At 70.1% G+C, this 24,414-nt stretch carries 21 protein-coding genes and 2 pseudogenes; 13 read left to right on the top strand and 10 right to left on the bottom strand.

Features of this window, described 5'->3' with window-relative positions; translation table 11 throughout:
- Nucleotides 1-11: 11 nt before the first annotated feature.
- From QMK34_RS28015 to QMK34_RS28000, 4 genes are all read left to right on the top strand, one after another.
- Entirely contained in the window at nucleotides 12-665 is a 654-nt protein-coding gene (locus tag QMK34_RS28015; protein WP_326417479.1) for an ATP-dependent Clp protease proteolytic subunit, read from the top strand.
- 220 nt (nucleotides 666-885) lie between these two features.
- Nucleotides 886-2,184, top strand: coding sequence for an ATP-dependent Clp protease ATP-binding subunit ClpX (gene clpX, locus QMK34_RS28010; protein ID WP_326417478.1), 1,299 nt, complete (start codon nucleotides 886-888; stop codon nucleotides 2,182-2,184).
- Between the two features lie 68 nt (nucleotides 2,185-2,252).
- Nucleotides 2,253-2,630, top strand: coding sequence for a hypothetical protein (locus QMK34_RS28005; protein ID WP_326417477.1), 378 nt, complete (start codon nucleotides 2,253-2,255; stop codon nucleotides 2,628-2,630).
- A 60-nt stretch (nucleotides 2,631-2,690) separates the two neighbouring features.
- Nucleotides 2,691-3,617: a sensor histidine kinase gene (locus QMK34_RS28000; protein ID WP_326417475.1), complete on the top strand. Its 927-nt coding sequence runs from the start codon at nucleotides 2,691-2,693 to the stop codon at nucleotides 3,615-3,617.
- Between the two features lie 147 nt (nucleotides 3,618-3,764).
- Here the strand turns inward: QMK34_RS28000 and QMK34_RS27995 are convergent, their stop codons facing one another.
- Nucleotides 3,765-4,733, bottom strand: coding sequence for an alpha/beta hydrolase (locus tag QMK34_RS27995; RefSeq protein ID WP_326417473.1), 969 nt, complete (start codon nucleotides 4,731-4,733; stop codon nucleotides 3,765-3,767).
- Between the two features lie 31 nt (nucleotides 4,734-4,764).
- Entirely contained in the window at nucleotides 4,765-5,514 is a 750-nt protein-coding gene (locus QMK34_RS27990) for a TetR/AcrR family transcriptional regulator (RefSeq protein ID WP_326417472.1), read from the bottom strand.
- Nucleotides 5,515-5,585: 71 nt separating this feature from the next.
- Here QMK34_RS27990 and QMK34_RS27985 point away from each other — a divergent pair, with 71 nt between their 5' ends.
- Entirely contained in the window at nucleotides 5,586-7,040 is a 1,455-nt protein-coding gene (locus QMK34_RS27985) for a carotenoid oxygenase family protein (protein WP_326417471.1), read from the top strand.
- Here QMK34_RS27985 and fdhD read toward each other — a convergent pair.
- A complete protein-coding gene (gene fdhD / locus QMK34_RS27980) occupies nucleotides 7,037-7,861 on the bottom strand; it encodes a formate dehydrogenase accessory sulfurtransferase FdhD (RefSeq protein WP_326417470.1) in 825 nt (274 codons plus the stop codon). The genes QMK34_RS27985 and fdhD overlap by 4 nt on opposite strands.
- 107 nt (nucleotides 7,862-7,968) lie before the next feature.
- On the opposite strand from fdhD, the pseudogene QMK34_RS27975 reads away from it, so the two are divergent.
- The 4 genes and pseudogenes from QMK34_RS27975 to QMK34_RS27960 all read left to right on the top strand — a co-directional run bounded on the left by QMK34_RS27975 (nucleotide 7,969) and on the right by QMK34_RS27960 (nucleotide 11,300).
- Nucleotides 7,969-9,330: pseudogene (locus QMK34_RS27975) on the top strand (L-lactate MFS transporter).
- Complete coding sequence (locus tag QMK34_RS27970; protein ID WP_326417469.1) at nucleotides 9,327-9,452, top strand: MFS transporter small subunit; 126 nt, start codon at nucleotides 9,327-9,329, stop codon at nucleotides 9,450-9,452. Before QMK34_RS27975 ends, QMK34_RS27970 begins: the two are co-directional and overlap by 4 nt.
- Before the next feature lie 64 nt (nucleotides 9,453-9,516).
- Entirely contained in the window at nucleotides 9,517-10,056 is a 540-nt protein-coding gene (locus tag QMK34_RS27965) for an ArsR/SmtB family transcription factor (protein WP_326417468.1), read from the top strand.
- Nucleotides 10,053-11,300, top strand: coding sequence for an MFS transporter (locus QMK34_RS27960; protein ID WP_326417467.1), 1,248 nt, complete (start codon nucleotides 10,053-10,055; stop codon nucleotides 11,298-11,300). The genes QMK34_RS27965 and QMK34_RS27960 overlap by 4 nt, the downstream gene beginning before the upstream one ends.
- A gap of 39 nt (nucleotides 11,301-11,339) precedes the next feature.
- Here QMK34_RS27960 and QMK34_RS27955 read toward each other — a convergent pair whose 3' ends face one another.
- The gene (locus QMK34_RS27955; protein ID WP_326417466.1) at nucleotides 11,340-12,029 is read right to left on the bottom strand and encodes a GntR family transcriptional regulator; all 690 of its coding nucleotides are present in this window, start codon (nucleotides 12,027-12,029) and stop codon (nucleotides 11,340-11,342) included.
- Nucleotides 12,030-12,095: 66 nt separating this feature from the next.
- Between QMK34_RS27955 and QMK34_RS27950 the strand changes: the two are divergent.
- From QMK34_RS27950 to QMK34_RS27940, 3 genes and pseudogenes are all read left to right on the top strand, one after another.
- Nucleotides 12,096-12,525: pseudogene (locus QMK34_RS27950) on the top strand (VOC family protein).
- Nucleotides 12,522-13,283 (top strand): SDR family NAD(P)-dependent oxidoreductase, encoded by a 762-nt coding sequence (locus QMK34_RS27945; protein ID WP_326417465.1) that lies wholly within the window; start codon nucleotides 12,522-12,524, stop codon nucleotides 13,281-13,283. The pseudogene QMK34_RS27950 and the gene QMK34_RS27945 overlap by 4 nt, the downstream one beginning before the upstream one ends.
- Nucleotides 13,284-13,338: 55 nt before the next feature.
- Nucleotides 13,339-14,751, top strand: coding sequence for an LCP family protein (locus tag QMK34_RS27940; protein ID WP_326417463.1), 1,413 nt, complete (start codon nucleotides 13,339-13,341; stop codon nucleotides 14,749-14,751).
- Between the two features lie 147 nt (nucleotides 14,752-14,898).
- Here the strand turns inward: QMK34_RS27940 and QMK34_RS27935 are convergent, their stop codons facing one another.
- The 4 genes from QMK34_RS27935 to QMK34_RS27920 all read right to left on the bottom strand — a co-directional run bounded on the left by QMK34_RS27935 (nucleotide 14,899) and on the right by QMK34_RS27920 (nucleotide 19,498).
- A complete protein-coding gene (locus QMK34_RS27935; RefSeq protein ID WP_326417462.1) occupies nucleotides 14,899-17,211 on the bottom strand; it encodes an FdhF/YdeP family oxidoreductase in 2,313 nt (770 codons plus the stop codon).
- Nucleotides 17,201-18,568 (bottom strand): MFS transporter, encoded by a 1,368-nt coding sequence (locus tag QMK34_RS27930; RefSeq protein ID WP_326417490.1) that lies wholly within the window; start codon nucleotides 18,566-18,568, stop codon nucleotides 17,201-17,203. Before QMK34_RS27930 ends, QMK34_RS27935 begins: the two co-directional genes overlap by 11 nt.
- 47 nt (nucleotides 18,569-18,615) lie before the next feature.
- The gene (locus QMK34_RS27925) at nucleotides 18,616-19,050 is read right to left on the bottom strand and encodes a MarR family winged helix-turn-helix transcriptional regulator (RefSeq protein WP_326417461.1); all 435 of its coding nucleotides are present in this window, start codon (nucleotides 19,048-19,050) and stop codon (nucleotides 18,616-18,618) included.
- A 112-nt stretch (nucleotides 19,051-19,162) separates the two neighbouring features.
- Complete coding sequence (locus QMK34_RS27920) at nucleotides 19,163-19,498, bottom strand: hypothetical protein (RefSeq protein WP_326417460.1); 336 nt, start codon at nucleotides 19,496-19,498, stop codon at nucleotides 19,163-19,165.
- A gap of 121 nt (nucleotides 19,499-19,619) precedes the next feature.
- Between QMK34_RS27920 and QMK34_RS27915 the strand changes: the two genes are divergently transcribed.
- Nucleotides 19,620-22,253 carry a valine--tRNA ligase gene (locus QMK34_RS27915; RefSeq protein ID WP_326417459.1) on the top strand — a complete coding sequence of 878 codons (2,634 nt, stop codon included), beginning with the start codon at nucleotides 19,620-19,622 and terminating at the stop codon, nucleotides 22,251-22,253.
- A gap of 61 nt (nucleotides 22,254-22,314) precedes the next feature.
- Here QMK34_RS27915 and QMK34_RS27910 read toward each other — a convergent pair whose 3' ends face one another.
- Together QMK34_RS27910 and QMK34_RS27905 are read right to left on the bottom strand one after the other, a co-directional pair.
- On the bottom strand, nucleotides 22,315-23,688 hold the full coding sequence (locus QMK34_RS27910) for a sensor histidine kinase (RefSeq protein WP_326417458.1): 1,374 nt from the start codon (nucleotides 23,686-23,688) through the stop codon (nucleotides 22,315-22,317).
- Nucleotides 23,685-24,386 (bottom strand): response regulator transcription factor, encoded by a 702-nt coding sequence (locus tag QMK34_RS27905; protein ID WP_326417457.1) that lies wholly within the window; start codon nucleotides 24,384-24,386, stop codon nucleotides 23,685-23,687. Before QMK34_RS27905 ends, QMK34_RS27910 begins: the two co-directional genes overlap by 4 nt.
- Between the last annotated feature and the right edge of the window lie 28 nt (nucleotides 24,387-24,414).

Raw genomic sequence — 24,414 nt, 5'->3', positions numbered from 1 at the left:
GGAGACTTTCAATGAGCAACTTCCAGCTTCCGGGTGATTTCCACGCACCCCGCACCCCGCAGTCGCGGTACGTCCTGCCCTCCTATGTCGAGCGCACCAGCTACGGCATCAAGGAGTCGAACCCGTACAACAAGCTGTACGAGGAGCGGCAGATCATGCTCGGCGTGCAGGTGGACGACGCGTCGGCGAACGACGTCATGGTCCAGCTGCTGCACCTCGAACACGAGGACCCGGACCGCGACATCATGATCCTCATCAATTCGCCGGGTGGCTCGTTCACGGCGCTGATGGCGATCTACGACACGATGCAGTACGTCCGTCCCGACATCGTCACCATGTGCATCGGCCAGGCCGCTTCGGCCGCCGCCGTGCTGCTGGCCGCCGGTACGCCGGGCAAGCGCTTCTCGCTGCCGAACTCGCGGGTGCTCATCCACCAGCCGGCCACCGAGGGCACCTACGGCCAGGTCTCCGACCTGGAGATCCAGGCCAACGAGATCCAGCGGGTGCGCCAGCAGATGGAAACCATCCTGGCCAAGCACACGAACAAGGATCCCGAGCAGATCAAGAAGGACATCGAGCGGGACAAGATCCTGACCGCTCAGGAGGCCATGGAGTACGGGATCATCGACGAGGTGCTTCCGTACCGCAAGGGCTCGGCCAGCTGATCCGGCCGGAACCGGTGCGTGTCGGGAGACGACACGCACCGGCTTCCTGGTCTATGGTCGGCTCCCGGCACGCGGTGGAAACCTCGATGGTGCTCCCGCCGGGAGCGTCGGACGGGTACCGTCAGTGTCAGTGTGTGTGCTCCCAGAGGTCATCCGTGACCGGGGCGGGTAAGGCAGTCAGGTGTGTGAAAGCGCACCGGAGGGGACGAGGTCAACGGCCATGGCACGGATCGGTGACGGCGGAGACCTGCTGAAGTGTTCTTTCTGTGGGAAGAGCCAAAAGCAGGTGAAGAAGCTCATCGCCGGCCCCGGGGTCTATATCTGCGATGAGTGCATCGACCTCTGCAACGAGATCATCGAGGAGGAGCTGGCCGAAGCCGGCGAGGTCAAACTCGACGAGCTGCCCAAGCCCGCGGAGATCCACGGGTTCCTCGAGCAGTACATCATCGGCCAGGACGACGCCAAGAAGACGCTGGCTGTGGCGGTGTACAACCACTACAAGCGGGTGCAGGCCGACGACAAGGCCGGGCCGAAGGACGCCAAGGACGAGACCGTCGAGCTGGCGAAGTCCAACATCCTGATGCTCGGGCCGACCGGCTGCGGCAAGACCTACCTGGCCCAGACGCTGGCCAAGATGCTCAACGTCCCGTTCGCCATCGCGGACGCCACGGCGCTGACCGAAGCCGGTTACGTCGGCGAGGACGTCGAGAACATCCTGCTCAAGCTGATCCAGGCCGCGGACTACGACGTCAAGCGCGCCGAGTCGGGCATCATCTACATCGACGAGGTCGACAAGATCGCCCGCAAGTCGGAGAACCCGTCGATCACCCGCGACGTCTCCGGCGAGGGTGTGCAGCAGGCGCTGCTGAAGATCCTCGAGGGCACCACCGCCTCGGTGCCGCCGCAGGGCGGGCGCAAGCACCCGCACCAGGAGTTCATCCAGATCGACACGACGAACGTGCTGTTCATCGTGGCCGGCGCGTTCGCCGGGCTGGAGAAGATCATCAACGAGCGGGTCGGCAAGCGCGGGCTGGGCTTCGGTGCGGAGATCCGCACCAAGGCCGAGATCGACGAGAGCGACGTGTTCTCGGAGACCATGCCCGAGGACCTGATCAAGTTCGGGCTGATCCCGGAGTTCATCGGCCGGCTCCCGGTCGTGGCGACGGTCACCAGCTTGGACAAGGAGTCGCTGGTCAGCATCCTGACGGCGCCGCGCAACGCGCTGGTGAAGCAGTACAAGAAGCTCTTCGAGATGGACAACGTCGAGCTGGAGTTCACGCCGACCTCGCTCGAGGCCATCGCCGACCAGGCCGTGCTCCGCGGAACCGGCGCCCGTGGCCTGCGTGCGATCATGGAAGAGGTCCTGCAGCCGGTGATGTACGACATCCCCAGCCGCGACGACGTGGCCAAGGTCGTGATCACGGAACAGACCGTGCGCGAGAACGTGAACCCGACGATCGTCGCGCGCCAGCCTTCCCGGCGGCAGCGCGGCGGCGAGCGGGGGGAGAAGTCGGCCTGACGGTCTCCTCCGGGCCGCGCTGGCCCGGAGGACCTCCTTGACCGACTGGACAACACAGGATGACTACCGTGTCGCTAACCGCACCCGGCGGTGAGAACGAGGCTCCGGATCTGGACGCCGTGGATCCGGGCGAGACCCGGAGCCTCGGCGACCTGACCGAGCGCATCGTCAACGCCGCCTACCTGGAGCATCCGCGGTTGCACCGCGCTCTGGTGATCGTGCTGGTGGTGCTCACCGGCACCTGCGTGGTGGCGGTGGCGTCACGGTTGTCGCCGTTGCCACTGCTGCCGGTGCCGCTGTTCCTGGTGGCCGGTTTCGCGCTGCACCGGGTCCGTGCGGTTCCCGAAGGTGAGCACCGGCCGCTGCTGGTGTGGTCCGGGTTCTACCTCGCCGCGACGATCGTGGGTTTCTGGCTGATCTCGGTCGTCGGCCGCTGGCTCGAGTGAGTTTCCGGGCTTTGGCTGCCGGAGGGTTTGACCTGCTGCGGTCGGGGGTATGTCCGCCTCGTGGAAGTACCCCTGGAGCCGTTTCGGCATCCGGCTTTGTTCTACCGGGGTGACGCGGAGTACCTGGCCGGAATCATTCCGTTCGTGCTCGAGGGCCTGCTGGCCGATGAGCCCGTGGCAGTGGCCGTCCCCCGGCCGAAACTCGATCTCGTCGAAGCCGAGCTGGGCGAGTTCGCCCCGCGGGTCCGGCTGATCGACATGAACGAGGCCGGCCGCAACCCCGGCCGTATCCTCCCCGGCTTCCTGCTGGCGTTCGCCGACGAGCACCCCGGCCCGGTCCGCCTGGTCGGCGAGCCGATCTGGCCCGGCCGCTCCGGTTTCGAGTATCCGGCCTGCGTGCAACACGAGGCACTGATCAACCGGGCTTTCGCGGGTCGCGACGTGACGGTGCTCTGCCCCTACGACGCCGCCGGGCTCGCCCGATCGGTCCTCGACGACGCGGCCAGGAGCCACCCGGCGCTGAGGAACGCGCAGGGTGAACGGCCCAGCGTCGCCTACGCCCCGGACGCCCTGTTCGCCGAATACAACCTGCCCCTTCCGTCCCCGGAGCATGCTGGGGTCTTCCGCTTCGACCTCGGGAGCCTGGCCGCCGCCAGGACCTTCACCCGCATCCACGCCGAGCGCGCCGGTCTTCGCGGCGACCGCCTGCGTGACCTGGTGCTGGCGGGCGCGGAACTCTGCGCCAACAGCGTCGTCCACGGCGCCGGGCACGGCGTCGTCCAGCTGTGGCGCCAGCACGATCAGGTGGTGTGCGAGGTGGTCGACCACGGCGTTTTCGGCGACCCCCTCGCGGGCCGCCGCCCCGCCCTCCCCGGCCAGCTCGGCGGTCGCGGCCTGCTGCTGGTCAACCAGCTCGCCGACCTCGTCCGCCTGCACCGCAGGCCGGACGGCACCACCACCCGCACCTTCTTCCGCGTGTCGGCGTAGAGACGCGCCCGGTCAGCGCCCGCCCGTTCTTCCGCCTTGCGCACTCGGGCCGCTCCGGGACCGCCACCCGGCCGATGCTGGACGACCCGGCGACAGCAAAGGTCCTTTGCTCCCGTCCGCCCCGCATGGCCTTCTGGCGCCAAGCCGTCAGGCCGTGCGGGGCACGTGCTTCCCGAGGAAGCTGACCACGCTGGGGACGACCGTGCGGTTGAAGGCGTCGCCGTGCTTGCCGTGCGCCATGTGGGCGACAGCCGGGTGGGCCTCGTCGATGAAGCGGCGGACGCCGGTGATGAACGGGTCCTCGGTGCCGCACCAGATGCCCATCGGGACGCTCTTGATCACGTCGACGTAGCTCAGCGGGTCGAGCGAGGTCCACTGGGCCGCGTCGTGGAACGCGTTCCGTTTGCTCATTTCGGCCCAGGACGTGATCAGCGCCGGGGCCAGCGTGGCCACCGCCGCGAGTGGCTGCCGCCGTTCCAGGCGTCGCTTGGCGTAGAGCAGCGCGCCGAAGCCGCCCATCGAGACGCCGGTGCAGGCGAACGGGAGGCCATCGACACCGCCGAGACCCCGTTCCCGCAGCCAGCGGGGGACCTCTTCGAGCAGCATCGCCATCGGGTTGTCGCCGGGGTGGTTCTCGTGCCAGTAGTTGTCGCCGCCGTCGACCGCGACGAAGCCGTACGCGGGCACCGCCTTGCGGGCGACGTCGCTGCTGAGCTGCTTGAGCAGGCCGGACGGCGCCGCGCCGCGGGCGTTGCCGTGCAGGCCGTGCAGCATGAGCGACATCGGCAGGCCACGGGCCGGGGTCTTGGTCGGGAGCATGGTGACCAGGTCGATCTCGCGCCCGCGGGCCGCGGAGTAGACGCGGTCCACGCGCGGGGTGCCGAGTTGGGTCGTCGGGTTGGACGAGGCGACCCCGAGGGCCCGCTGCAGGGGTGCGCTGAACGGCAGGGCACCGGTCGCGGTCCCGGCGGCCAGACCGGCCACGCCCAGGCCGGACGCCCCGGCGATCAGCACGGAACGACGGCTCAGCCATCTGCGGGCGACGCCGCTGCCCGGGATGTGCTCCCGCTCGCGCTCGTCATGCCCGGCGCTCTCGCCGTCTTCGTTGCCGTTCATTCGTCCCCCGTCGTCAAGCGCCCTCGCACGATCAGACGTCGGGAGCCCGCCCGAAGGTTGCCTGGGCAGGCTCACTTGTGACCTGGACATCGCCCGAATGCCCGTTCGCGTTTCGCTGGGCGTCACTCCAAGTGGTCCTCGCCACCGCCGCGGAGCGCTGAGCTGCATCCATAGTGTCCCCGAGTCCGACCGCCAAGGTGACACCGAGTGGCATCAGTATGTGCACGATTCCCTGTTCGTCGTCCCCGAAGTGGCCGGAAGTCTCCAGCGTGACGTAGCCGTGCAGGGCGCTCCAGAGCTGAGCCGCGGCGGTGAACGGCTCGATCGGGTGAAACCGCCCGGCCTCGATCGCCCGCGCGGACGAGCGCTCGAGGTAGCCGAACGCCTCCAGCCCGTCATGCGGCTTCGAGCGGTTCTCCTCGGCGGTCAGGTTCTGCAGGCTCGCGCGTTTGCCGCCGGGCGAGGACTGCCCGAAGGTGACGGCGAACAGTTGCGGGTTCCCCACGGCCGTCGCCCGGTACGCGAGTGCCTGGGCGAAGATGTCAGCGATCGGGTCGGCCGTGACGGGCACCTGGGCCAGGTTCGCGCTGAGCTGCCGGAACCCCTCGCGCGCGACGGCGTCGACCAGGGCACCCATCCCGCCGAAATGGGTGTAGACGGCCATCGTCGACGCGCCCACCTCGGCCGCCAGCTTCCGTGCCTGCAGGGTCTCCGGCCCGCCTTCGGCGAGCAGGCGCACCGCCGCGTCGACCAGTTTGGCCTTCACTTCGGATCCACTCATGCTTGCCAGTCAACCATAACTCTGTTATACCTGGAGCATAACTTCGTTATAGTCCGCTGGGAGGTCCCACCATGGCCAACAGGTTTCTCGAAGACAACCTCGCGCCGATCAGCCAGGAGCACACGATCACCGAGCTCGAGGTGACCGGCTCCATCCCGGCGCACCTCGACGGCCGGTACCTGCGCAACGGGCCGAACCCGCTGTCCGAAGTGGACCCCGAGGCCTATCACTGGTTCACCGGCGACGGGATGGTGCACGGGGTTCGCCTGCGCGACGGCCGCGCCGAGTGGTACCGCAACCGATGGGTCCGCGGCCCGCGCGCCGCCTCGAAGCTCGGTGAGCCGCGCGGCCCGCGGAAGCCGCACGCCGGGTTCGAGGCCATCGGCGCCAACACCAACGTGATCAGCCACGCTGGCAAGACGCTCGCGCTGGTCGAGAGCGGGCTCGCCAACTACGAGCTGACCGACGAGCTCGATACCGTGGGGCCCTGCGACTTCGACGGCACGCTGCGCGGGGGCTACACCGCCCACCCGAAGCGCGATCCGCGCACCGGTGAGCTGCACGCCGTCTCGTACTTCTTCGGCCGTGGCAACCGGGTGCAGTACTCGGTGATCGGCGTCGACGGCCGGGCCCGGCGCACGGTCGACGTCGAGGTCGCCGGTTCACCGATGATGCACGACTTCTCCCTGACCGAGAACCACGTGGTGTTCTACGACCTGCCGGTCACCTTCGACGTCGAGCAGGGGTTGTCCGCGGTCGTGCCGCGGTTCCTGCGCACCCCGGCGAAGCTCGTCGTCTCCGCGCTGCTCGGCCGGGTGCGGGTGCCGGACCCGATCACCGCGATGATCGGCAGGCGGCTCGAAGGCGGCTCGGGGTCGGGCTTCCCGTACAGCTGGACTCCGAAGTACCCGGCGCGGATCGGCGTCATGCCGCGCGAGGGTGGATCGAAGGACGTGCGCTGGTTCGAGGTCGAGCCGTGCTACGTGTTCCATCCGCTCAACGCCTACGACGACGGGGACAGCATCGTGCTCGACGTCGTCCGCCACCCGCGCATGTTCGACGCCGAACGCCGGGGACCCGGCGAGGGCAGGCCGACGCTGGACCGCTGGACTGTCGACCTGGCCGGCGGCAAGGTCGTCGAGGAGCGTCTCGACGACCGCGGCCAGGAGTTCCCCCGCGTCGACGAGCGGCTGGTCGGCAGGCAGCACCGCTACGGCTACGCGATGGCGACCGACGACGGTGCGAGCTCGTCCGGCACGCTGCTCAAGCACGACCTGCGCGACCGCAGCGTGCGGACCAGGTCCTTCGGCCCCGGCGGGCAGCCCGGCGAGTTCGTGTTCGTTCCGTCCGGCGAGGACGCGGCCGAGGACGACGGCGTGCTGATGGGCTTCGTGTTCGACGCCACGACCGGGCGCAGCGACCTCACCCTGCTCGACGCGGGCACGCTGGACACGGTCGCCGCGATCCACCTGCCCGACCGCGTGCCGCACGGTTTCCACGGGAACTGGGCGCCAACGGCGGGCTAGGACAGGACGCGCTGCTCGCCGCTGTAGAGGTTCATGCTGTCGCCGCGCAGGAAGCCGATGAGGGTCATGCCGTTCTCGTCGGCGAGCTCGGCGGCCAAAGAGGACGGTGCCGAAACGGCGGCCAGCAGCCCGACACCGGCCATCGCGGCCTTCTGCACAAGCTCGAACGATGCCCGCCCGGACACCAGCAAACCGTTGTCCCCGGCGGGGATCCGGCCGTTGAGCAATGCCCAGCCGAGCACCTTATCGACCGCGTTGTGCCTGCCGACGTCCTCGCGGACCACGGCCAGCGAGCCGTCGGAATCGAACAGCGCGGCCGCGTGCAGGCCGCCCGTGGTGGCGAACACCTTCTGCTGCGTGCGCAGGGCGCCGGGCAGCCCGGCGAGGACCTCGGTGCGCACCGTGAACGGCGAGTCGCCGGGGGAGAAGCGGCTGCGGAGCTTGACCGCGTCGAGCGCGGCCTTGCCGCAGACCCCGCACGAGGACGTCGTGTAGAAGTTGCGTTCCACGCCCGTTTCCGGCGGTGGGACGCCGTCGGCGAGCGCGACGTCGAGCACGTTGTAGGTGTTGCGGCCCTGGTCGTCGACGCCGTCGCAGAAGCGCGCGGAGGCGACGTCCTCACGGGAGCCCAGCACGCCCTCGGTCAGCAGGAAGCCGTGGGCGAGTTCGACGTCGTTCCCGGGGGTGCGCATGGTCACCGCCAGTGCCTTGCCGTCGACGCGGAGCTCCAGCGGCTCCTCCGCGGCGAGCGCGTCGGGCCTCCTCACGTCGCCGGTCGCCCGGATCATCCGGACCGGACGGCGCACCGTTACGCGGCCCATTCCTCCACCACCTGAAGCCTCCTGTACGACTTTCGACAACCGGAGTGTGCAACGCCGGGGTTTAAGTAATACATTCCCTGCATCACTCCAGCCTACGGAGGCGCTCGATGGCTCTCGGCTTCCTGGACCGTTCCCGTACCGTCGCCCCACCGGGATGAAGCCGCTGGCTCGTCCCGCCGGCGGCGCTCTCGGTCCACCTTTCGATCGGGCAGGCGTACGCCTGGAGCGTGTTCAAACCGCCGCTCGAAAAGACGATGGGCCTGACCGGCACCCAGAGCGCGCTCCCGTTCCAGCTGGGCATCGTCATGCTCGGCCTGTCCGCGGCGTTCGGCGGCACGATGGTCGAGCGCAAGGGACCGCGCTGGGCGATGTTCGTGTCGATGCTGTGCTTCTGCTCGGGTTTCCTGCTGTCCGCGCTGGGCGTCGCGACCTCGCAGTACTGGCTGGTCGTGCTCGGCTACGGCGGCGTCGGCGGGATCGGGCTCGGCATCGGGTATATCTCGCCGGTGTCCACCCTGATCAAGTGGTTCCCGGACCGGCCGGGCATGGCCACCGGGATCGCGATCATGGGCTTCGGCGGCGGCGCGCTCATCGCTTCGCCGTGGTCCTCGTCGATGCTCGGCACGGCGCCCTGGTCGGCGGGCACGGTCGCGACGGCCTTCCTGATCCACGGTCTGGTCTACGCGGTGTTCATGTCGCTCGGGATCCTGCTGATCCGGGTTCCCGCCGACGGCTGGAAACCGGCGGGCTGGCAGCCGAAGACCGATCACGGCAACGTGATGATCACCAGCGCGAACGTTTCGGCGGCCAACGCCATCAAGACGCCCCAGTTCTGGCTGCTGTGGGTGGTGCTGTGCTTCAACGTGACGGCCGGGATCGGGATCTTGGAAAAGGCGTCGCCGATGATCACCGACTTCTTCAAGCAGACCTCCGCCCCGATCGGGGTCTCGGCGGCGGCCGGGTTCGTCGCGCTGCTCTCGCTGACGAACATGCTGGGCCGGTTCGTCTGGTCGTCCACTTCGGACCTGGTGGGGCGTAAGAACATCTACCGGCTCTATCTCGGGCTCGGCGCGCTGCTGTACCTGACGATCGCGCTGACGACGAACTCCTCGAAGGTGGTGTTCGTCCTCTGCGCCATGGTGATCCTTTCCTTCTACGGTGGCGGTTTCGCGACCGTCCCGGCGTATCTGAAGGACCTGTTCGGCACGTACCAGGTGGGCGCGATCCATGGCAGGCTCCTCACCGCGTGGTCGGCGGCCGGGGTGCTCGGCCCGCTGATCGTGAACGCGATCGCGGACAGTCAGAAGCGGGCCGGGAAACAGGGGCCGGACCTGTACTCGACGTCGTTCTTCATCATGATCGGCCTGCTGGCCGTCGGCTTCGTCGCCAACGAGCTGGTCCGGCCGGTGAACCCGAGGTTCCACCAACCGGCGGCCGACGCCGCGGCGGCGGAGAGTGAGGCGCGATGAGCGAGCCGGTCGAGACCAAGCGGTCCGGGCTGATGGTGCTGGCCTGGTTGTGGGTGGGCCTCCCGTTCCTTTACGGGGTGTACGAACTCGTGCTCAAGGTGGTCCAGCTCTTCGGGGGGTAGCCGCGCGAGGCTCAATGGTCAACGACTCTTGACTTATGGTTAAGAGTCGTTGACCATAGCTGTCGTGCCCGACGAACCCGAGATTCCCCCTGACGACGCCGTCCACGTCACGACCGCGGAGCAGCTTCGCGCCGTCAACAGCCTGGTCCGCCACCGGATCCTGGCCGTGCTGCGCGACGGCCCCGCGACCATCACCCAGGTCGCCGCGAAACTCGAGCTGGCCAAGGGCAGCTCGAGCTACCACATGCGGCTGCTGGAGCGGGCCGGGCTGATCCGCGTGGTGAACACCCGGAAGGTCCGGGGCGTGGTCGAGCGCTACTACGCGCATACGGCGCGCCGCATCGTGCTGCCCGAACCGGCCCCCGGCCAGCGGGACGTGGTGCTGCGGCACGCCCTCGACGACCTCGCGACGGCGCGGGAGGACTCGCCGAAGCTCGTGCGGATGCAGCACACGCGCATCAGCGAGGACAGGTTCGTCGAGTTCACCGAGCGGCTCACCGCGCTGCTCGACGAGCTGCGGGACGAACGGTCCTCCGGCGGGCCCGAGGCGACGCTCGCGGTCGCGTTCTTCCGGCCGGGGATCGTCAAGGAGGACGGCGAGTGACTGCCGCGCTTCCGCCCGCGTTCACCCGGCTCTGGACGGCGTCCGCGATTTCCTCGACGGGCGACGGGATCTACTTCGCCGCGTTGCCCCTGCTGGCATCCACGCTGACCGGCGATCCGGTGACCGTCAGCCTGGTCTCCGGCGCGGTTCTGCTGCCGTGGCCGCTGCTCGGTCTGGTGGGCGGCGCGCTGGTGGACCGCTGGGATCGCCGCCGCACGATGTGGATCGCCGACGTCGCCCGCGCGGTCCTGCTGCTGACGCTCTTCGCCGCCGGGACGACGGGGGTCCTGAGCGTGCCGTCGCTGATCGCGATGGCGTTCCTGCTCGGCGTCGGCCAGTTGTTCTTCGACACCGCGGCGCAGGCGTTCCTGCCCGCGCTGCTCGACCGCGACCGGGGCCGCCTGCAGCTCGCCAACACTCGGCTTCGAGGGGTGCAGCTCGCGACGGACGGCTTCCTCGGCCCGCCGGCGGGCAGCGCGTTGTTCGCGCTGAGCCGGATGGTGCCGTTCCTCGCCGACGCCGCGTCGTTCGCGCTCAGCGCGGTGCTGATCCGGAGCCTGCCCGCGACGCCGGTCAAGCCGCGCGAGGTCCGGACCTCGCTGTGGGCCGACGCGAAGGAAGGGGCGAGCTATCTGTTCCGCACCCGTCTGCTGCTCGGCCTGTCGCTGCGGCCCGCGGTCGGGAACCTGGCGTTCGGCGCGGGAAACGCCGTGATGGTCCTGTTCGTCCGCGAGGAACTGCACCTCGGCGCGGCCGGGTACGGCGTGTTCCTGGCCTGCGAGGGTGTGGGCGGTTTGCTGGGGACGTTCCTGGCCGGCCGCGTCGACCGGCTGTTCGGCACCGGCCGCGCGCTCACCGTGACCGCGGTCGTCGAGGCGGGCGCGGTGCTCGCGCTCGGGCTGGCGCGCAACCCGGTCTGGGCCGGGGTGGCGTTCGCGGTGTGCGCCTGCGGGATGGCGGCCACGATGGTGCTCGGGGTGTCGCTGCGGCAGGCGATCGTCCCTGACCAGCTGATGGGCCGGGTGTCGGCGGCGTCGCGGCTCTTGGCGCTCTCGGCGGGCCCGATCGGCGCGGTGTCCGGCGGGGTGCTGGCGACCGCCGCCGGGCTGCGCGCGCCCTACTTCGCGGGCGCCGGGGTCCTGCTCTCGATGACGCTCGTCACCGCGAGCATGACCAGCAACCGCAAGGTCGACGCGGCACTGGCCGAGGCGAAACTCACCCACGCTCCTCAGCACTGCCCCTGAAGGCCACCTTCACGGCGTAAAACGCCGTGAAGGTGGCCTTCAGGGGCAGTCAGAGAGGTCGGAGAGACCGGAGAGCAGGCTGCGGCGGGCGGAGTCGACGTGCTCCTCGGCGACCCGGCCCAGCTCGGTGCGGTCGCCGCCGCGCAGCAGCGTGGCGAGCTCGCGGTGCTCGTCCACCACGCGGGCGCGGTAGTGCTCGTGGCCGAGCGAGATCCGCTGCAGCTGGAAGAGGAAGACCTGGGAGCGCACGGCGAGCCAGGCCTCGGTGAGACGGCGATTGCCCGCCGCGGCGTAGATCTCGTCGTGGAAGGCGATGTCCAGGGCGAGCAGCCGGGGGCCGTCGGCGTCACGGGTCACCTCCGCCGCCATCGCGTCCACCAGCGCGTCCAGCTCGGCCAGGTGCTCAGCGGCCGCCCTGATGAGTGCCGTCGTCGCGGCCAGGCGATCCAGCGCGCCCCGGACCGTGTAGACCTCTTCGACGTCCTCGGTGGTCACCTCGACGACCGTCGTGCCGCGGTGCCAGCCGCCCTGCACGAGCCCTTCGCGTTCGAGCAGCGCGAGTCCCTCACGCACGGAACCCCGGCTGACCTCGAGCGACGCGGCCAGCTCGACCTCGCGCAACGGCGCGCCGGGCGGGAAGTGCCCGGCGAAGATCGCCTCCCGCACGCGGTCGGCGGACTCTTCGGCCAGGCCCCGGCGGGTGGCTTTGCGGAGTGACGAGCTGCTCATGTCCTAATGTTGACATGAACACATCGGTGGCTCAAGGTGGGGACACCGCCGAGTTCGAGGAGCGCCATGACCGCGTCCGTCCGCCCCGCCTTCCATCTCGCCATCCCCGTCGACGACCTGGCGCGCGCCCGCGAGTTCTACGGCGGTGTGCTCGGCCTGGGCGAGGGCCGGTCCGCGGAGGTATGGGTCCGACTGGGACTTCCACGGCCACCAGCTGGTCACGCACGTCGTCCCGGGCGCTCGCGCCGAGGCGGGCCACAACCCGGTCGACGGGCACGACGTCCCGGTGCCGCATTTCGGGCTGGTGCTCACCGTCGACGAGTTCCAGGCGCTCGCGCAACGGCTGCGCACGGCGGGCACGAAGTTCGTCATCGAGCCCTATCGGCGGTTCGCGGGCGAGCCGGGGGAGCAGTGGACGATGTTCCTGCACGATCCGGCGGGCAACGCGCTGGAGTTCAAGGCCTTCCGCGACGAGTCGCGGTTGTTCGCGCGATGAGGGGGGTGCTGGTCACCGGCGCCTCCCGCGGGATCGGCCGCGCCACCGCGGTCGAATTCGCCCGGCGGGGCGACCGGGTCGCCGTCCATTATGGACAAAACCGAGAAGAGGCAGAGAAGACGGTGGCCGTGCTGCCCGGCACCGGCCACGTCCTTGTCCGCGGCGACCTGGCTGATCCCGAAGCGGCGCAACGGATCGCCGACGTCGCCGAGCGGGAACTGGGCGGGGTCGACGTGCTGGTCAACAACGCGGGGGTGGCGCCTTCCCCGGCCAACCGGCACCCGCTCGCCAAGGTGTCCTATGTGGACTGGCAGCGGAGCTGGCGGGAGATGATCGACGTCAACCTGCTGGGTGCGGCCAACCTGACCTACTGCGTGACCCGGCACCTCATCGCCAGGGGCGCCTGGGGCCGGATCGTCAACATCGGCTCGCGCGGCGCGTTCCGCGGCGAACCGGACCACCCGGCCTACGGGGCGACCAAGGCCGCGCTGCACGCGTTCGGGCAGTCGCTCGCGGTTTCGCTGGCGCCGCACGGCATCGCGGTGGCCTCGGTCGCGCCGGGCTTCATCGCCACCGAGCGCCAGGCGGGCAAGCTGGCCGGGGCCTCGGGCGAGGCGCTGCGCGGGCAGAGCCCGTTCGGCCGGGTCGGCACTCCCGAGGAGGTGGCCGCCGCCGTGCTGTACCTGGCTTCGCCCGAGGCGGCCTGGGCGTCCGGCACCATCCTGGATCTCAACGGCGCCTCGCACCTGCGGACTTGAGTGTGAACTGAGTCACTCATGCAGCGGGGCGGGTCGCGGGGGCGTCTGAAGTGTCGTGCACATCCTGGGGAAGATTCTCGTCGCGGGCGTCGCCGCCACTGTGTTCTGCGGCACGGCGTACGCCTACACGACGTACAACTCACTCAACGACGTCTCCAGGTCGGACGTCATCGACGGCGACGTGGCCACCGCGCCCGGTGAGCAGCCTGCCGACGGTTCACTGGACATCCTGCTGGTCGGGCGGGACGCGCGGACCGACAACCAAGACAACCCGCTGCCCAAGGAGGTGCTGCAGGAGCTGCGCGCGGGTCCGAACGGCGACGACCTCACCGACACGCTCATCGTGCTCCGGATCCCGAACGGCCAGGACACGGTGAAGGCGTTTTCCGTGCCGCGGGACTCCTACGTCACGCTGCCCGGCAACGGCGGCAAGGGCAAGATCAACGGCGCGTTCGGGACGGCGAAGCTCGCCGAAGCGTCGCGGCTGCGGGCGCAGGGCGAGACCGACAAGGCCAAGATCGACCAGGCCGCGCTCACCGCCGCGCGGCGCGCCACGCGGCAGGCCGTCGAGGACCTGACCGGCGTCAAGATCGACCATTTCGCCGAGGTGAACCTGCTGAGCTTCTCCGAGATCAGCAAGGCTGTCGGCGGGGTCGACGTCTGCCTGAAGAAGGCGACGAAGGACGAGGACTCCGGCGCGGACTTCCCCGCCGGGCACCAGAAGATCCAGGGCGCCGACGCGCTGGCGTTCGTCCGGCAGCGCAAGAACCTGCCCCGCAGCGACCTTGACCGCGTCCGCCGTCAGCAGGTGTTCCTGGCCGGGCTGGCGAAGCAGGTGCTCTCGCAGGGCACGCTGACCAGCCCGGGAAAGCTCTCCGACCTGGTCGACGCGGTGAAGAGGTCCGTGGTGCTGGACGGGAACTGGGATCTGCTCGACTTCGTGCGGCAGCTCAAGGGCATCTCCGGCGGCGGGATCAACTTCGAGACCGTGCCGGTGGTCAACCCCGACTACCGCTACAGCCGGACGAATCCGGATGCCACCGCGGTGCAGGTGGATCCGGCGCAGGTCAAGGCGTTTGCCGCGAGCCTCATCGGCGCGCCACCGGCTTCGCCGCCGCCCGCCGCGGGGCCGACGGCCGACGTCTCCAACGCCGGCGGCAAGGAAGGTCTCGCCATGAGGGTCGCGGGCTTCCTGGGGGACAAGGGTTTCACGAAGGGCGACACCGGGAACGCGACCGAGCCGAGACGCACCTCGGTGGTGCGCTTCGGCCCGGACCTGGCCGATCGGGGCGCGGAGGTCGCGAAGCTGCTCGGCGGGTTGACCACCCAGCAGTCCTCAGCCGTCCCGGCGGGGCACATCCAGGTCGTGCTCGGGCAGGTCTACACCGGGCCCGGCGCTTCGGACGGCGGCGGCGCCCCGGCCGGGGACACCCCGATCACGCCGGACTCCGCCAACTGCATCGACTGACCCCGCCCGCCGGTTCGCAACTCGTCGACGACTCGTGGTCGTTGCGCGTACAACTACCACAACTCGTCGACGAGTTGCGGTTTCTCGCGCGCAAGAGACCACGACTCGTCGACGAGTTGCGGGTGGGGGTGGGGGTGCGGGTGGGAGTCAGGGTGTGGGTAGGGGTTCGAGGCGGACCACGATCGCCTTGGACACCGGGGTGTTCGACTTGTCCGCCACCGAGTCCAGTGGTACCAGGGAGTTGGCCTCGGGGAAGTACGCCGCCGCGCAGCCGCGGGCCGTCGGGTACGACACCAGCCGGAACCGCGGGGCACGCCGGTCGCCGTCGCGCCATTCCGAGACCAGGTCGACGAACCCGCCGTCGGCCAGCCCCAGCTCGGCCAGGTCGTCCGGGTTGACGAACACCACACGGCGGCCGTCCTCGATGCCCCGGTAGCGGTCGGACAGGCCGTAGATCGTGGTGTTGTACTGGTCGTGGCTGCGCAAGGTCTGCAGCAGCAGCCTCCCTGCGGGCACCTGCGGGAACTCCAGCTCCGAAACGGTGAAATTCGCCTTGCCGTTTTCGGTCCCGCTGAACTGGCGGGAGTCGCGCGGCGCGTTCGGCAGCACGAACCCGTCCGGCTCGCGGACCCGCTTGTTGTAGTCCTCGCAGCCGGTGACCACCCGCGAGATGCGGTCGCGGATCAGGTCGTAGTCGCCCTCGAAGTCCTTCCACGGCACCCGGTGCTCCGCGCCGAGCAGGTGTACCGCGAGCCGCGAGACGATCGCGATCTCCGAGAGCAGGTCCTTGCTCGCCGGGGCCAGCCGCCCGCGCGAGGAGTGCACCTGCGACATCGAGTCCTCGACGGTGACGAACTGCTCGCCCGCCTGCTGGAGGTCCCGCTCGGTGCGGCCGAGCGTCGGCAGGATCAGCGCTGTCTTCCCGTGCACCACGTGCGAGCGGTTCAGCTTGGTGGACACGTGCGCCGTCAGCGAGCACGACCGCAGCGCGCGTTCGGTCAGCTCGGTGTCCGGGGTGGCCGAGGCGAAGTTGCCGCCCATCGCGAAGAACACCTTCGCCGCGCCGTCGCGCATCGCGCGGATCGAGTCGACGGTGTCCAGCCCGTGCGCGCGCGGGACGTACATGCCGAATTCCTCGGCCAGTGCGTCCATAAAGGACTCCGGCATCTTCTCCCAGATGCCCATCGTCCGGTCGCCCTGCACGTTGGAGTGCCCGCGCACCGGGCAGAGGCCCGCGCCCGGCTCGCCGATCATGCCGCGGACCAAGGCGAGGTTCGCGACCTCCTTGATGGTCTGCACCGCGTGCTTGTGCTGGGTCAGGCCCATCGCCCAGCAGTAGATCGTGCGCTTCGAGCTCGCGATCATCCTGGCCACCCGCTCGATCTGGTCGCGAGGCAAGCCGGTCGCGGCGCCGACCTCGGCCCAGTCGATCTCCCGCAGGTGCTTCGCGTAATCCTCGAAGCCCTCGGTCTCGCTGTCGACGAACCGCCGGTCGACGATGGTGCCAGGGGCTTCGCGCTCCCAGCCCAGCAGCAGGTGCCCGATGGCTTGGAACAGCGCCAGGTCGCCGCCGAGCCGGATCTGGGCGAACTCGTCGGCCAGCGGGGAGCCCTTGCCGACCAGCCCGCGCACGTTCTGCGGGTTCTTGAACCGCATCAGCCCGGCTTCGGGCAGCGGGTTGACGGCGATGACCCGCGCGCCGTTCGCCTTGGCCTCTTCGAGCGCCGAAAGCATCCGCGGGTGGTTGGTGCCCGGGTTCTGGCCGACGACCACGATCAGGTCCGCGCGGTGGATGTCGGCCAGCGTCACCGAGCCCTTGCCGATGCCGGTGGTCTCCGACAGCGCGGCGCCGGAGGACTCGTGGCACATGTTCGAGCAGTCCGGCAGGTTGTTGGTGCCGTACGAGCGCGCCAGCAGCTGGTAGAGGAACGCGGCTTCGTTGCTGGTGCGGCCCGAGGTGTAGAACAGCGCCTCGTTCGGGTCGTCGAGCGCGCGCAGCTCGTCGGCGACGATCTCGAACGCGTCGTGCCAGGCGATCGGCTCGTAGTGCGAAGCGCCTTCGCGCAGCACGAACGGCTCGGTGATCCGGCCCTGCTGGCCCAGCCAGTAGTCCGTCTTCCCGCGCAGTTCCTCGATCGAGTGCTTCGCGAAGAACTCGCGGCCCACCCGGCGTTTGGTGGCCTCCTCGGCGACCGCCTTCGCGCCGTTCTCGCAGAACTCCGCGAGCTTGCGGTGCTCGCCGTCGGCCTCGCGGGGCTCCGGCCAGGCACAGCCCGGGCAGTCGAACCCGTCGCGCTGGTTGAGCAGCCGCAGGGTGCGCACGGTCCGCCCGGCGCCCATCTGCTCCATGCTGCGGACCAGCGAGACGGCCACGCCGGGGAGCCCGGCGGCCCAGTCCTTGGGCTTGGAGACCTCGAGCTGGGACTCGTCTACGTCGTCAGTGGGTGCATCACGCGTCACGAGGTCCATCGTGCGCCCCGCTGTCCGTATCCGCACGCGGCGGGGGTGTCCTGAGGCTCCGATCGAACACGGTCACCGCGACGAGCACCAGGCTGACCACCAGCAGTGCCCAGCCCAGCTGGTGCAGCCCGGCGGAGCTCGCGTGGGCGCCGAAACACCGGGCTATCAGCGTCGACGCCACGATCGCGCCGAGATACTGCGCCGAGCGGAACAGCCCGCTCGCGGTGCCCATCTGCTCGGCGGGCGCCTCCCGGTACAGCGTCGTCTGGTTGGTCACACTCGTCAGTCCCTGTGCCAGCCCGAACACCGCGGCCAGCCCCGCCAGCGCGACGATCCAGGTGCCGCGGTCCACCAGCAGGAGCAGCGCCGAGCCGACCGTCAGCGCGACCGCGGTGAGCACCAGGCGCAGCCGGACCCCGGTCGTCCGGCCCGAGGCCGCGGCGGCCGCGACCGCCACCACCGACATCGGCAGCAGCATCGCCCCGGCCGCGGATTCGCCCAGCCCGCGGCTGGTCTCGAGCCATTGCACGTAGCCGAACATGATCGCGTAGATCACCAGGAAGCTCAGCGCCTGGCGGAGATACGTCCGCAGGATCGCCGGGTGCGCGGCGAGCATCCGCAGGTCGAGGAACGGTGTGCGGGCCCGCAGTTCCACCGCGGTGAACGCCGCGCCCAGCGCGAGCACGGCCCCGACGAGCCACAGGTCGCCGACACCGGGGTCCATCACGTAGAACAGCAACGCGAGCAGCAGCAGGGAGAACAGCGCGATCCCGGCGAGGTCGACCGGGGCCGGTTCGGCGCGCGCGGTGCGCCGGTCCTTCGGGACCCAGCGCCAGGCCAGCACCAGCGAGACCGCGGCCAGCGGGAGGTTGACCGCGAAGATGGCGGGCCAGCCGAACAGGGCGATCAGCACGCCGCCCAGCGTCGGCCCGATGACCATGATCGTCTGCGAGGAGATCGACAGCACCGCCAGCACTTTGGCCGGGACGCCCTGGCCGGTGGCTTCGGCGTGGTGGCGCAGCGCGGCCATCGCGGCCGGGAACCCGGCGCAGGTGCCGACGCCGAGTACGACGCGGACGCCGATCAGCCACTCGATCGAGATCGGGAACATCCCGGCGAACCCGGCCGCCATCACCACGGCCGCGCCGGTGAGCAGGACCTGCCGCGCGCCGAACCGGTCGACGAGCAGGCCGACCACGGGCTGGCCGACGGCGGTGGCGAGGTAGAGGGCGGAGATCAGCCAGGCGGTGCGGCCCGGCCCGGCGCCGAAACTCTGCCCGATGGGCACGAGCGCGACGGCGATGAGCGTCGAGTTGATGGGGTTGAGGATCGCGCTGGCGACCAGCGGGGTGACCAGCTTGGCGCCGAAGCGCGCGGATGTCGCGGTGGTGGTCGTGGGAGCTCCTACAGCTGTCCGAGGCGCTGCAGGAGGGGCAACGCCTCCCTGATGGTTTCGAGTTCGTCGGCGGACAGCGTGCTGTGCAGCGCTGTCGCGAGCCATTCCTCACGGTGCTGGTTGACCCCGCGCACGGTCCGTTCGCCCAGCTCCGAAAGCGCGATCACGATGCGCCTGCCGTCTGCGGGGTCGGTGGAGCGGCGCAGGAGGCCGAGCGAGTCGAGCACCCCGAGCGTGGCGCCCATCGACTGCTGGCGGACGTGCTCGCCGGCGGCCAGTTCGGCCTGGGTGGCGGGTCCGTCACGGTCGAGGCGGTTGAGCACGGCGGACTGGGACGGCGTCAGCACGCCCGCGTTGTCCACCTGGCGCAACCGCCGGTGCAGCTGGCCGACGATGCCGCGGAGCCTGCCCGCGGTCTCGGCGACGTGAATGGGAACGACCATATACACAGCCTAGCCTGTGCAGTCGCTCCTGTGGATCTGAGTTACGTCGAGTGGGTGACCCAGCGGCAGGGGTCGTCGGTCGGCATCGGCCGCTTCAGGTCCGCCTTCGCCGTCAAAGCCGCCGAGGTGGGTTCACCGAAGCCGTCGCGGCGCTCGTGGCCGTCGCGGACTGCGCGCTGCCCAGGTCGACGCCGGTGTTGACCCCGCCGCCACCGGAGATCCGCAGGACCACCGCGGCCACGAGGAGTGCGAGCAGCACGAGCAGGGCGACCAGCCCGCCGATCTTCCGGCCCCCGCCGCGGCCCTGCCGCCGCTGCTTGCGCTTCAGTTCCTTCTTGGCGCCGAGCCAGGCGTCGCGCTCGGCGTGCTGCTGCCAATCCGGGTTCATCAGGTCCGGATGGGTCTCGATGCGCCGGTCCTCCGGCTCCTCGCCTGGCTGCTGCGTCACGTGTTGTCTGCCTTCCTCCTGCATCGCCGACGTCGGCTCATCGGGCCGCGGAGGTGAGAAGTCACGGCCGGTGAGGAACGCGGATGAAACCCGCTGGAACGAGTTCGTAGACTTGCTCATTGTGACCGAGAACGCCCCGCAGCAGCAGACCGACCTCCCCGGTGCCTGGAACCCGGCCGACGAAGAAGCCACGCTCTACCAGCGCTGGGTGGACGCCGGGTACTTCACGGCCGACGCGACGTCGGACAAGCCGCCGTTCACGGTAGTCATCCCACCACCGAACGTCACGGGTTCGCTGCACATCGGGCACGCTTTCGAGCACACCCTGATCGACGCGATCACCCGCTACCACCGCATGCTCGGCGACGAGACGCTGTACCTCCCCGGCATGGACCACGCGAGCATCGCCGTCCACGCGCTGGTCGAGAAGCAGCTCCGCGCCGAGGGCACCACCCGCCGGGAGCTGGGCCGCGAGGCCTTCGTCGATCGCGTGTGGCAGTGGAAGAACGAGCACGGCGGCCGCATCCTCGCGCAGATGAAGCGCCTCGGCGAGGGCGTCGACTGGACCCGTGAGCGGTTCACCATGGACGAAGGCCTGTCCCAGGCCGTCAACACCCTGTTCAAGAAGCTCTACGACGACGGCCTGATCTACCGCGCCGAGCGGCTGGTCAACTGGTCGCCGGTCCTGCGGTCGGTGCTGTCCGACGCCGAGGTGAACCACGAGGAGGTCGAGGGCGAGCTCGTCTCCATGCGGTACGGCGACGGCGAGAACTCGATCGTCGTGGCGACCACCCGGATGGAGACGATGCTCGGCGACACCGCCGTCGCCGTCCACCCGGACGACGAGCGCTACGCGCACCTGGTCGGCACCGAGGTCGAGCTCCCGCTCACCGGGCGCCGGATCCCGATCGTCGCGGACAAGCACGTCGACCCGGAGTTCGGCACCGGCGCGGTGAAGGTGACCCCCGCACACGACCCGAACGACTTCGAGATCGGCCAGCGGCACGACCTGCCGATGCTCACGATCATGGACGAGTCCGGCCGCATCGACGGCACGGGCACCGAGTTCGACGGCCTCGACCGGTTCGAGGCGCGCGTCGCGGTACGGGAGAAGCTGCGCGAGCAGGGCCGCATCGTCGCCGAGAAGCGCCCGTACCTGCACAGCGTCGGGCACTCGGACCGCTCGAAGGAGCCGATCGAGCCGCGCCTTTCGCTGCAGTGGTTCGTCAAGGTCGGCCCGCTGGCGAAGGCCGCGGGCGACGCGGTGCGCGAAGGCCGCGTCGACGTGCACCCGCCGGAGCTGGAGAAGCGCTACTTCGACTGGGTCGACAACCTGCACGACTGGTGCATCTCGCGTCAGCTGTGGTGGGGCCACCGGATCCCGGTCTGGTACGGCCCGAACGACGAGGTCGTCTGCGTCGGCCCCGACGAGGAGCCGCCCTCTGGCGAGGGCTGGACGCAGGACCCGGACGTGCTCGACACCTGGTTCTCGTCGGGCCAGTGGCCGTACTCCACGCTCGGCTGGCCGGAGAAGACCGCCGACCTGGCCAAGTTCTATCCGACCTCGGTGCTCATCACCGGCTACGACATCCTGTTCTTCTGGGTCGTCCGGATGATGATGTTCGGCATCTACGCCACCGGCGAGCCGCCGTTCAAGACCATCGCGCTGCACGGCATGGTCCGCGACCAGTTCGGCAAGAAGATGTCGAAGACCGCGGGCAACGGCGTCGACCCGATCGAGTGGATGGATCGCTACGGCACCGACGCCCTGCGCTTCACGCTGACCCGCGGCGCGAACCCCGGCACCGACGTGCCGATCAGCGAGGAGTGGGTCGCCGGTTCCCGCAACTTCACCACGAAGCTGTGGAACGCCACCAAGTTCGCGATGATGAACGGCGCCGACGCCGGTGTCGCGCTGCCCGCTCCCGGGGAGCTGACCGAGGCCGACCGCTGGATCCTCGGCAGGCTCGCCGTGGTGGTCGGCGAGGTGACCGCCCAGCTGGCGGACTACCAGTACGCCAAGGCGACCGACAACCTCTACCAGTTCACCTGGACCCAGCTGTGCGACTGGTACCTGGAGCTGTCGAAGGTCCAGGTATTTCAGGGTGACGAGGCGCGTGTGGCCGCCACCCGCGCGGTGCTGGGCCACGTGTTCGACACCGTGCTGCGGCTGCTGCACCCGTTCATCCCGTTCATCACCGAGAAGCTCTGGATCGCGCTGACCGGCGGCGAATCCGTGGTGATCGCGTCCTGGCCGGTGGCCGACCACTCCTTCGACGACGCCCGCGGCGACGCGCGCATCGCCGACGTCCAGAAGCTGGTCACCGAGGTCCGCCGGTTCCGCGCCGACCAGGGCCTCAAGCCGGGCCAGAAGGTCGCCACCCGGCTCTCCGGCGCCGGGTTCGCCGACCTGACGGGCCACGACGAGTCGATCCGCTCGCTCGTCCGGCTCACCGCGCCGGAGGACGGTTTCGCGCCCAGCGCGGCGATCGAGGTCGCGCTCACGCACGGCGTGGTGACCGTCGAGCTGGACCTGTCCGGCACCGTCGACGTCGCGGCCGAACGCAAGCGGCTGCAGAAGGACCTCGGCGTCGCGGAGAAGGAGCTGACGCAGGCCGAGTCGAAGCTCGGCAACGAGGCGTTCATCGCCAAGGCGCCGGAGCAGGTGGTCGGCAAGATCAAGATCCGTCGCGAGACCGCGGTCTCCGACATCGAGCGCATCAAGGCCCGCCTGGAGACCCTGCCGGTCGCCTGACCCGCGTTGTGACTGCCCCTGAAGGCCACCTTCACGGCGTAAAACGCCGTGAAGGTGGCCTTCAGGGACTTGTGGGCAGCTCGACCCGGACACAGGTGCCGTGCCCGCCGGCCGGGTCGACGAAGCTCACGCGGCCGCCGTAGGTGGCGACCGTGCCCGCCACGATCGCCAGGCCGAGGCCCGAGCCGGGCATCCCGCGAGCCTCTGGCGCGCGCCAGAAACGCTCGAAGGCCTGGTCGCGGAACTCCGGTGCCAGCCCGGAGCCTTGATCGGCGACGGTCAGGACGCCGGGGGCCGACCGGACGGCGATCACCGAGCCGGTGGGGGAGAACTTGATCGCGTTGTCGAGCAGGTTGAGCACGACGCGCTCCAGCGCGGCCGGGTCGCCGGTGAGCGTCCACGGCTCGGTGTCCACGTCGAACTCGTGCTCCGCCGCGCGGGTGCGGGCCCGCCTGAGCGCACGGTCGACGGCCGTCGCCATGTCGACCTCGATATGCAGCAGCTCGCGCTCGTCGGTCGCCAGCGCGACCAGCTCCTGCACCAGGTTGCCGAACTCGATCGCCTGGTGCTGCAGGCTGCCGATGATCTTCGTGTGATGCTCGGCCGGGAGCGGGCGGCCGGTCTGCTCGCTGCGGACCAGCAGGTCGATGTTGGTGCGCAGGCTGGTCAGCGGGGTCCGCAGCTCGTGCGCGGCGTCGGCGACCAGGTTCCGCTGACGCCGTCGGGAGTCGGACAGCGCACTCGTCATCGCGGTGAACGCGCGCCCGAGCCGCCCGACCTCGTCGCGGCCGGTGACCTCCACCGTGGTGCTCAGGTCCTCGGTCCGCGCGATGTACTCGACGCTGGCGGTCAGCCGTTCGATCGGGGCGAGCGCGCGCCTGGTCAGCAGCAGCCCGGCCAGCGCGGCGAACAGCACCCCGAGCACGGTGACCAGCAGCAGCGCGTCGCGCAGCCCGGCGAGCGCGTGGGTGATGTCGGCGAGGCTGCGGCTGAACACCAGTGCCTGGTGATCGCCCACCGGCCGCACCATCACGCGGACGGGGACACCCGAAACGGTGACGCCGTCGCGGAGGGTCTGGGTGGTGACGAGGTTGTCCGCCGGGCTGGTGACCACCTTGTCCACCCCCGGCGGCGCGCAGTTGCCGCCGTCGGGCCGCAGGAGCTGGATGCCCTCGAGAAACCGTTGCAGCGGTTGCCTTTCCGGGCTCCCGCCGCACAGGGACTCGAGCGGGTGGAACCCGGCGGCCTCCTGATCCAGCGGTGTCGTGAGCGGGAAGTCGGGCACCGCTTTCAGTGACTGGTCGAGCTCGGCCCGCAGGTTGTGCTCGGTGACCAGCCAGGCGATCCCGCTCACCCCGGAGATGGCGGTGACGACGACGAGCGCCGTCGCGAGGGCCACCCGGCTGCGCAGGAGCAGCCTACGGCCCGAGCTCACAGCTGGGCCCGGAGCACGAAACCCACACCCCGGACGGTGTGCACCAGCCGCGACCGCCCGTCGGCTTCGAGCTTGCGCCGCAGGTAGCCGACGTAGACGTCGAGCGCGTTCGTCCCCGGGTCCCTCGTCCACAGTTCCCGGTGCAGATGGGCCCTGGTCAGTACGTGGCGGGGAGCGGCCATCAGCAGTGCCAGCAGCTCGAACTCGGTCCTGGTCAACAGGACCGCCCGCCCGGCGCGGGTGACCTCGCGCGTGACCGGGTCGAGCTCCAGATCACCGAAAACGACCTTGGCGGACTGTCCTCTCTTGGCTTGGGCGACGCGGTGGTGGCGCGCCTGCCGGACCATCGCCCGCAGTCTCGCCAGCAGTTCCTCCAGTGCGAAGGGTTTGGGCAGGTAGTCGTCGGCTCCGGCGTCGAGCCCGGTGACCCGGTCACCGAGCGCGTCCCGTGCCGTCAGCATCAGGATCGGCAGCCGCTCGCCCGCCGACCGCAGGCGGCGGCAGACCTCCAGCCCGTCGATGCCCGGCATCATCAGGTCCACGATCATCAGGTCCGGCCGCGTCTCGGCGGCCGGGTCGAGCCGCCGCAGCGCCTGCTCACCGTCCTCGGACTGCTGGACCTCGTATCCCTCGAACTCCAGGCTGCGCACGAGGCTTTCGCGGACGTCGGCGTCGTCGTCCACCACCAGGATCCGCATGACGTCATTGTGGGGCGGCGACCTGTGC

The organism is Amycolatopsis sp. H20-H5 (genome assembly GCF_035828755.1).
Classification (GTDB): Bacteria; Actinomycetota; Actinomycetes; order Mycobacteriales; family Pseudonocardiaceae; genus Amycolatopsis.
Note: the sequence above shows the minus strand (reverse complement) of the source record. Positions and strands in the feature narration are given on the sequence as shown.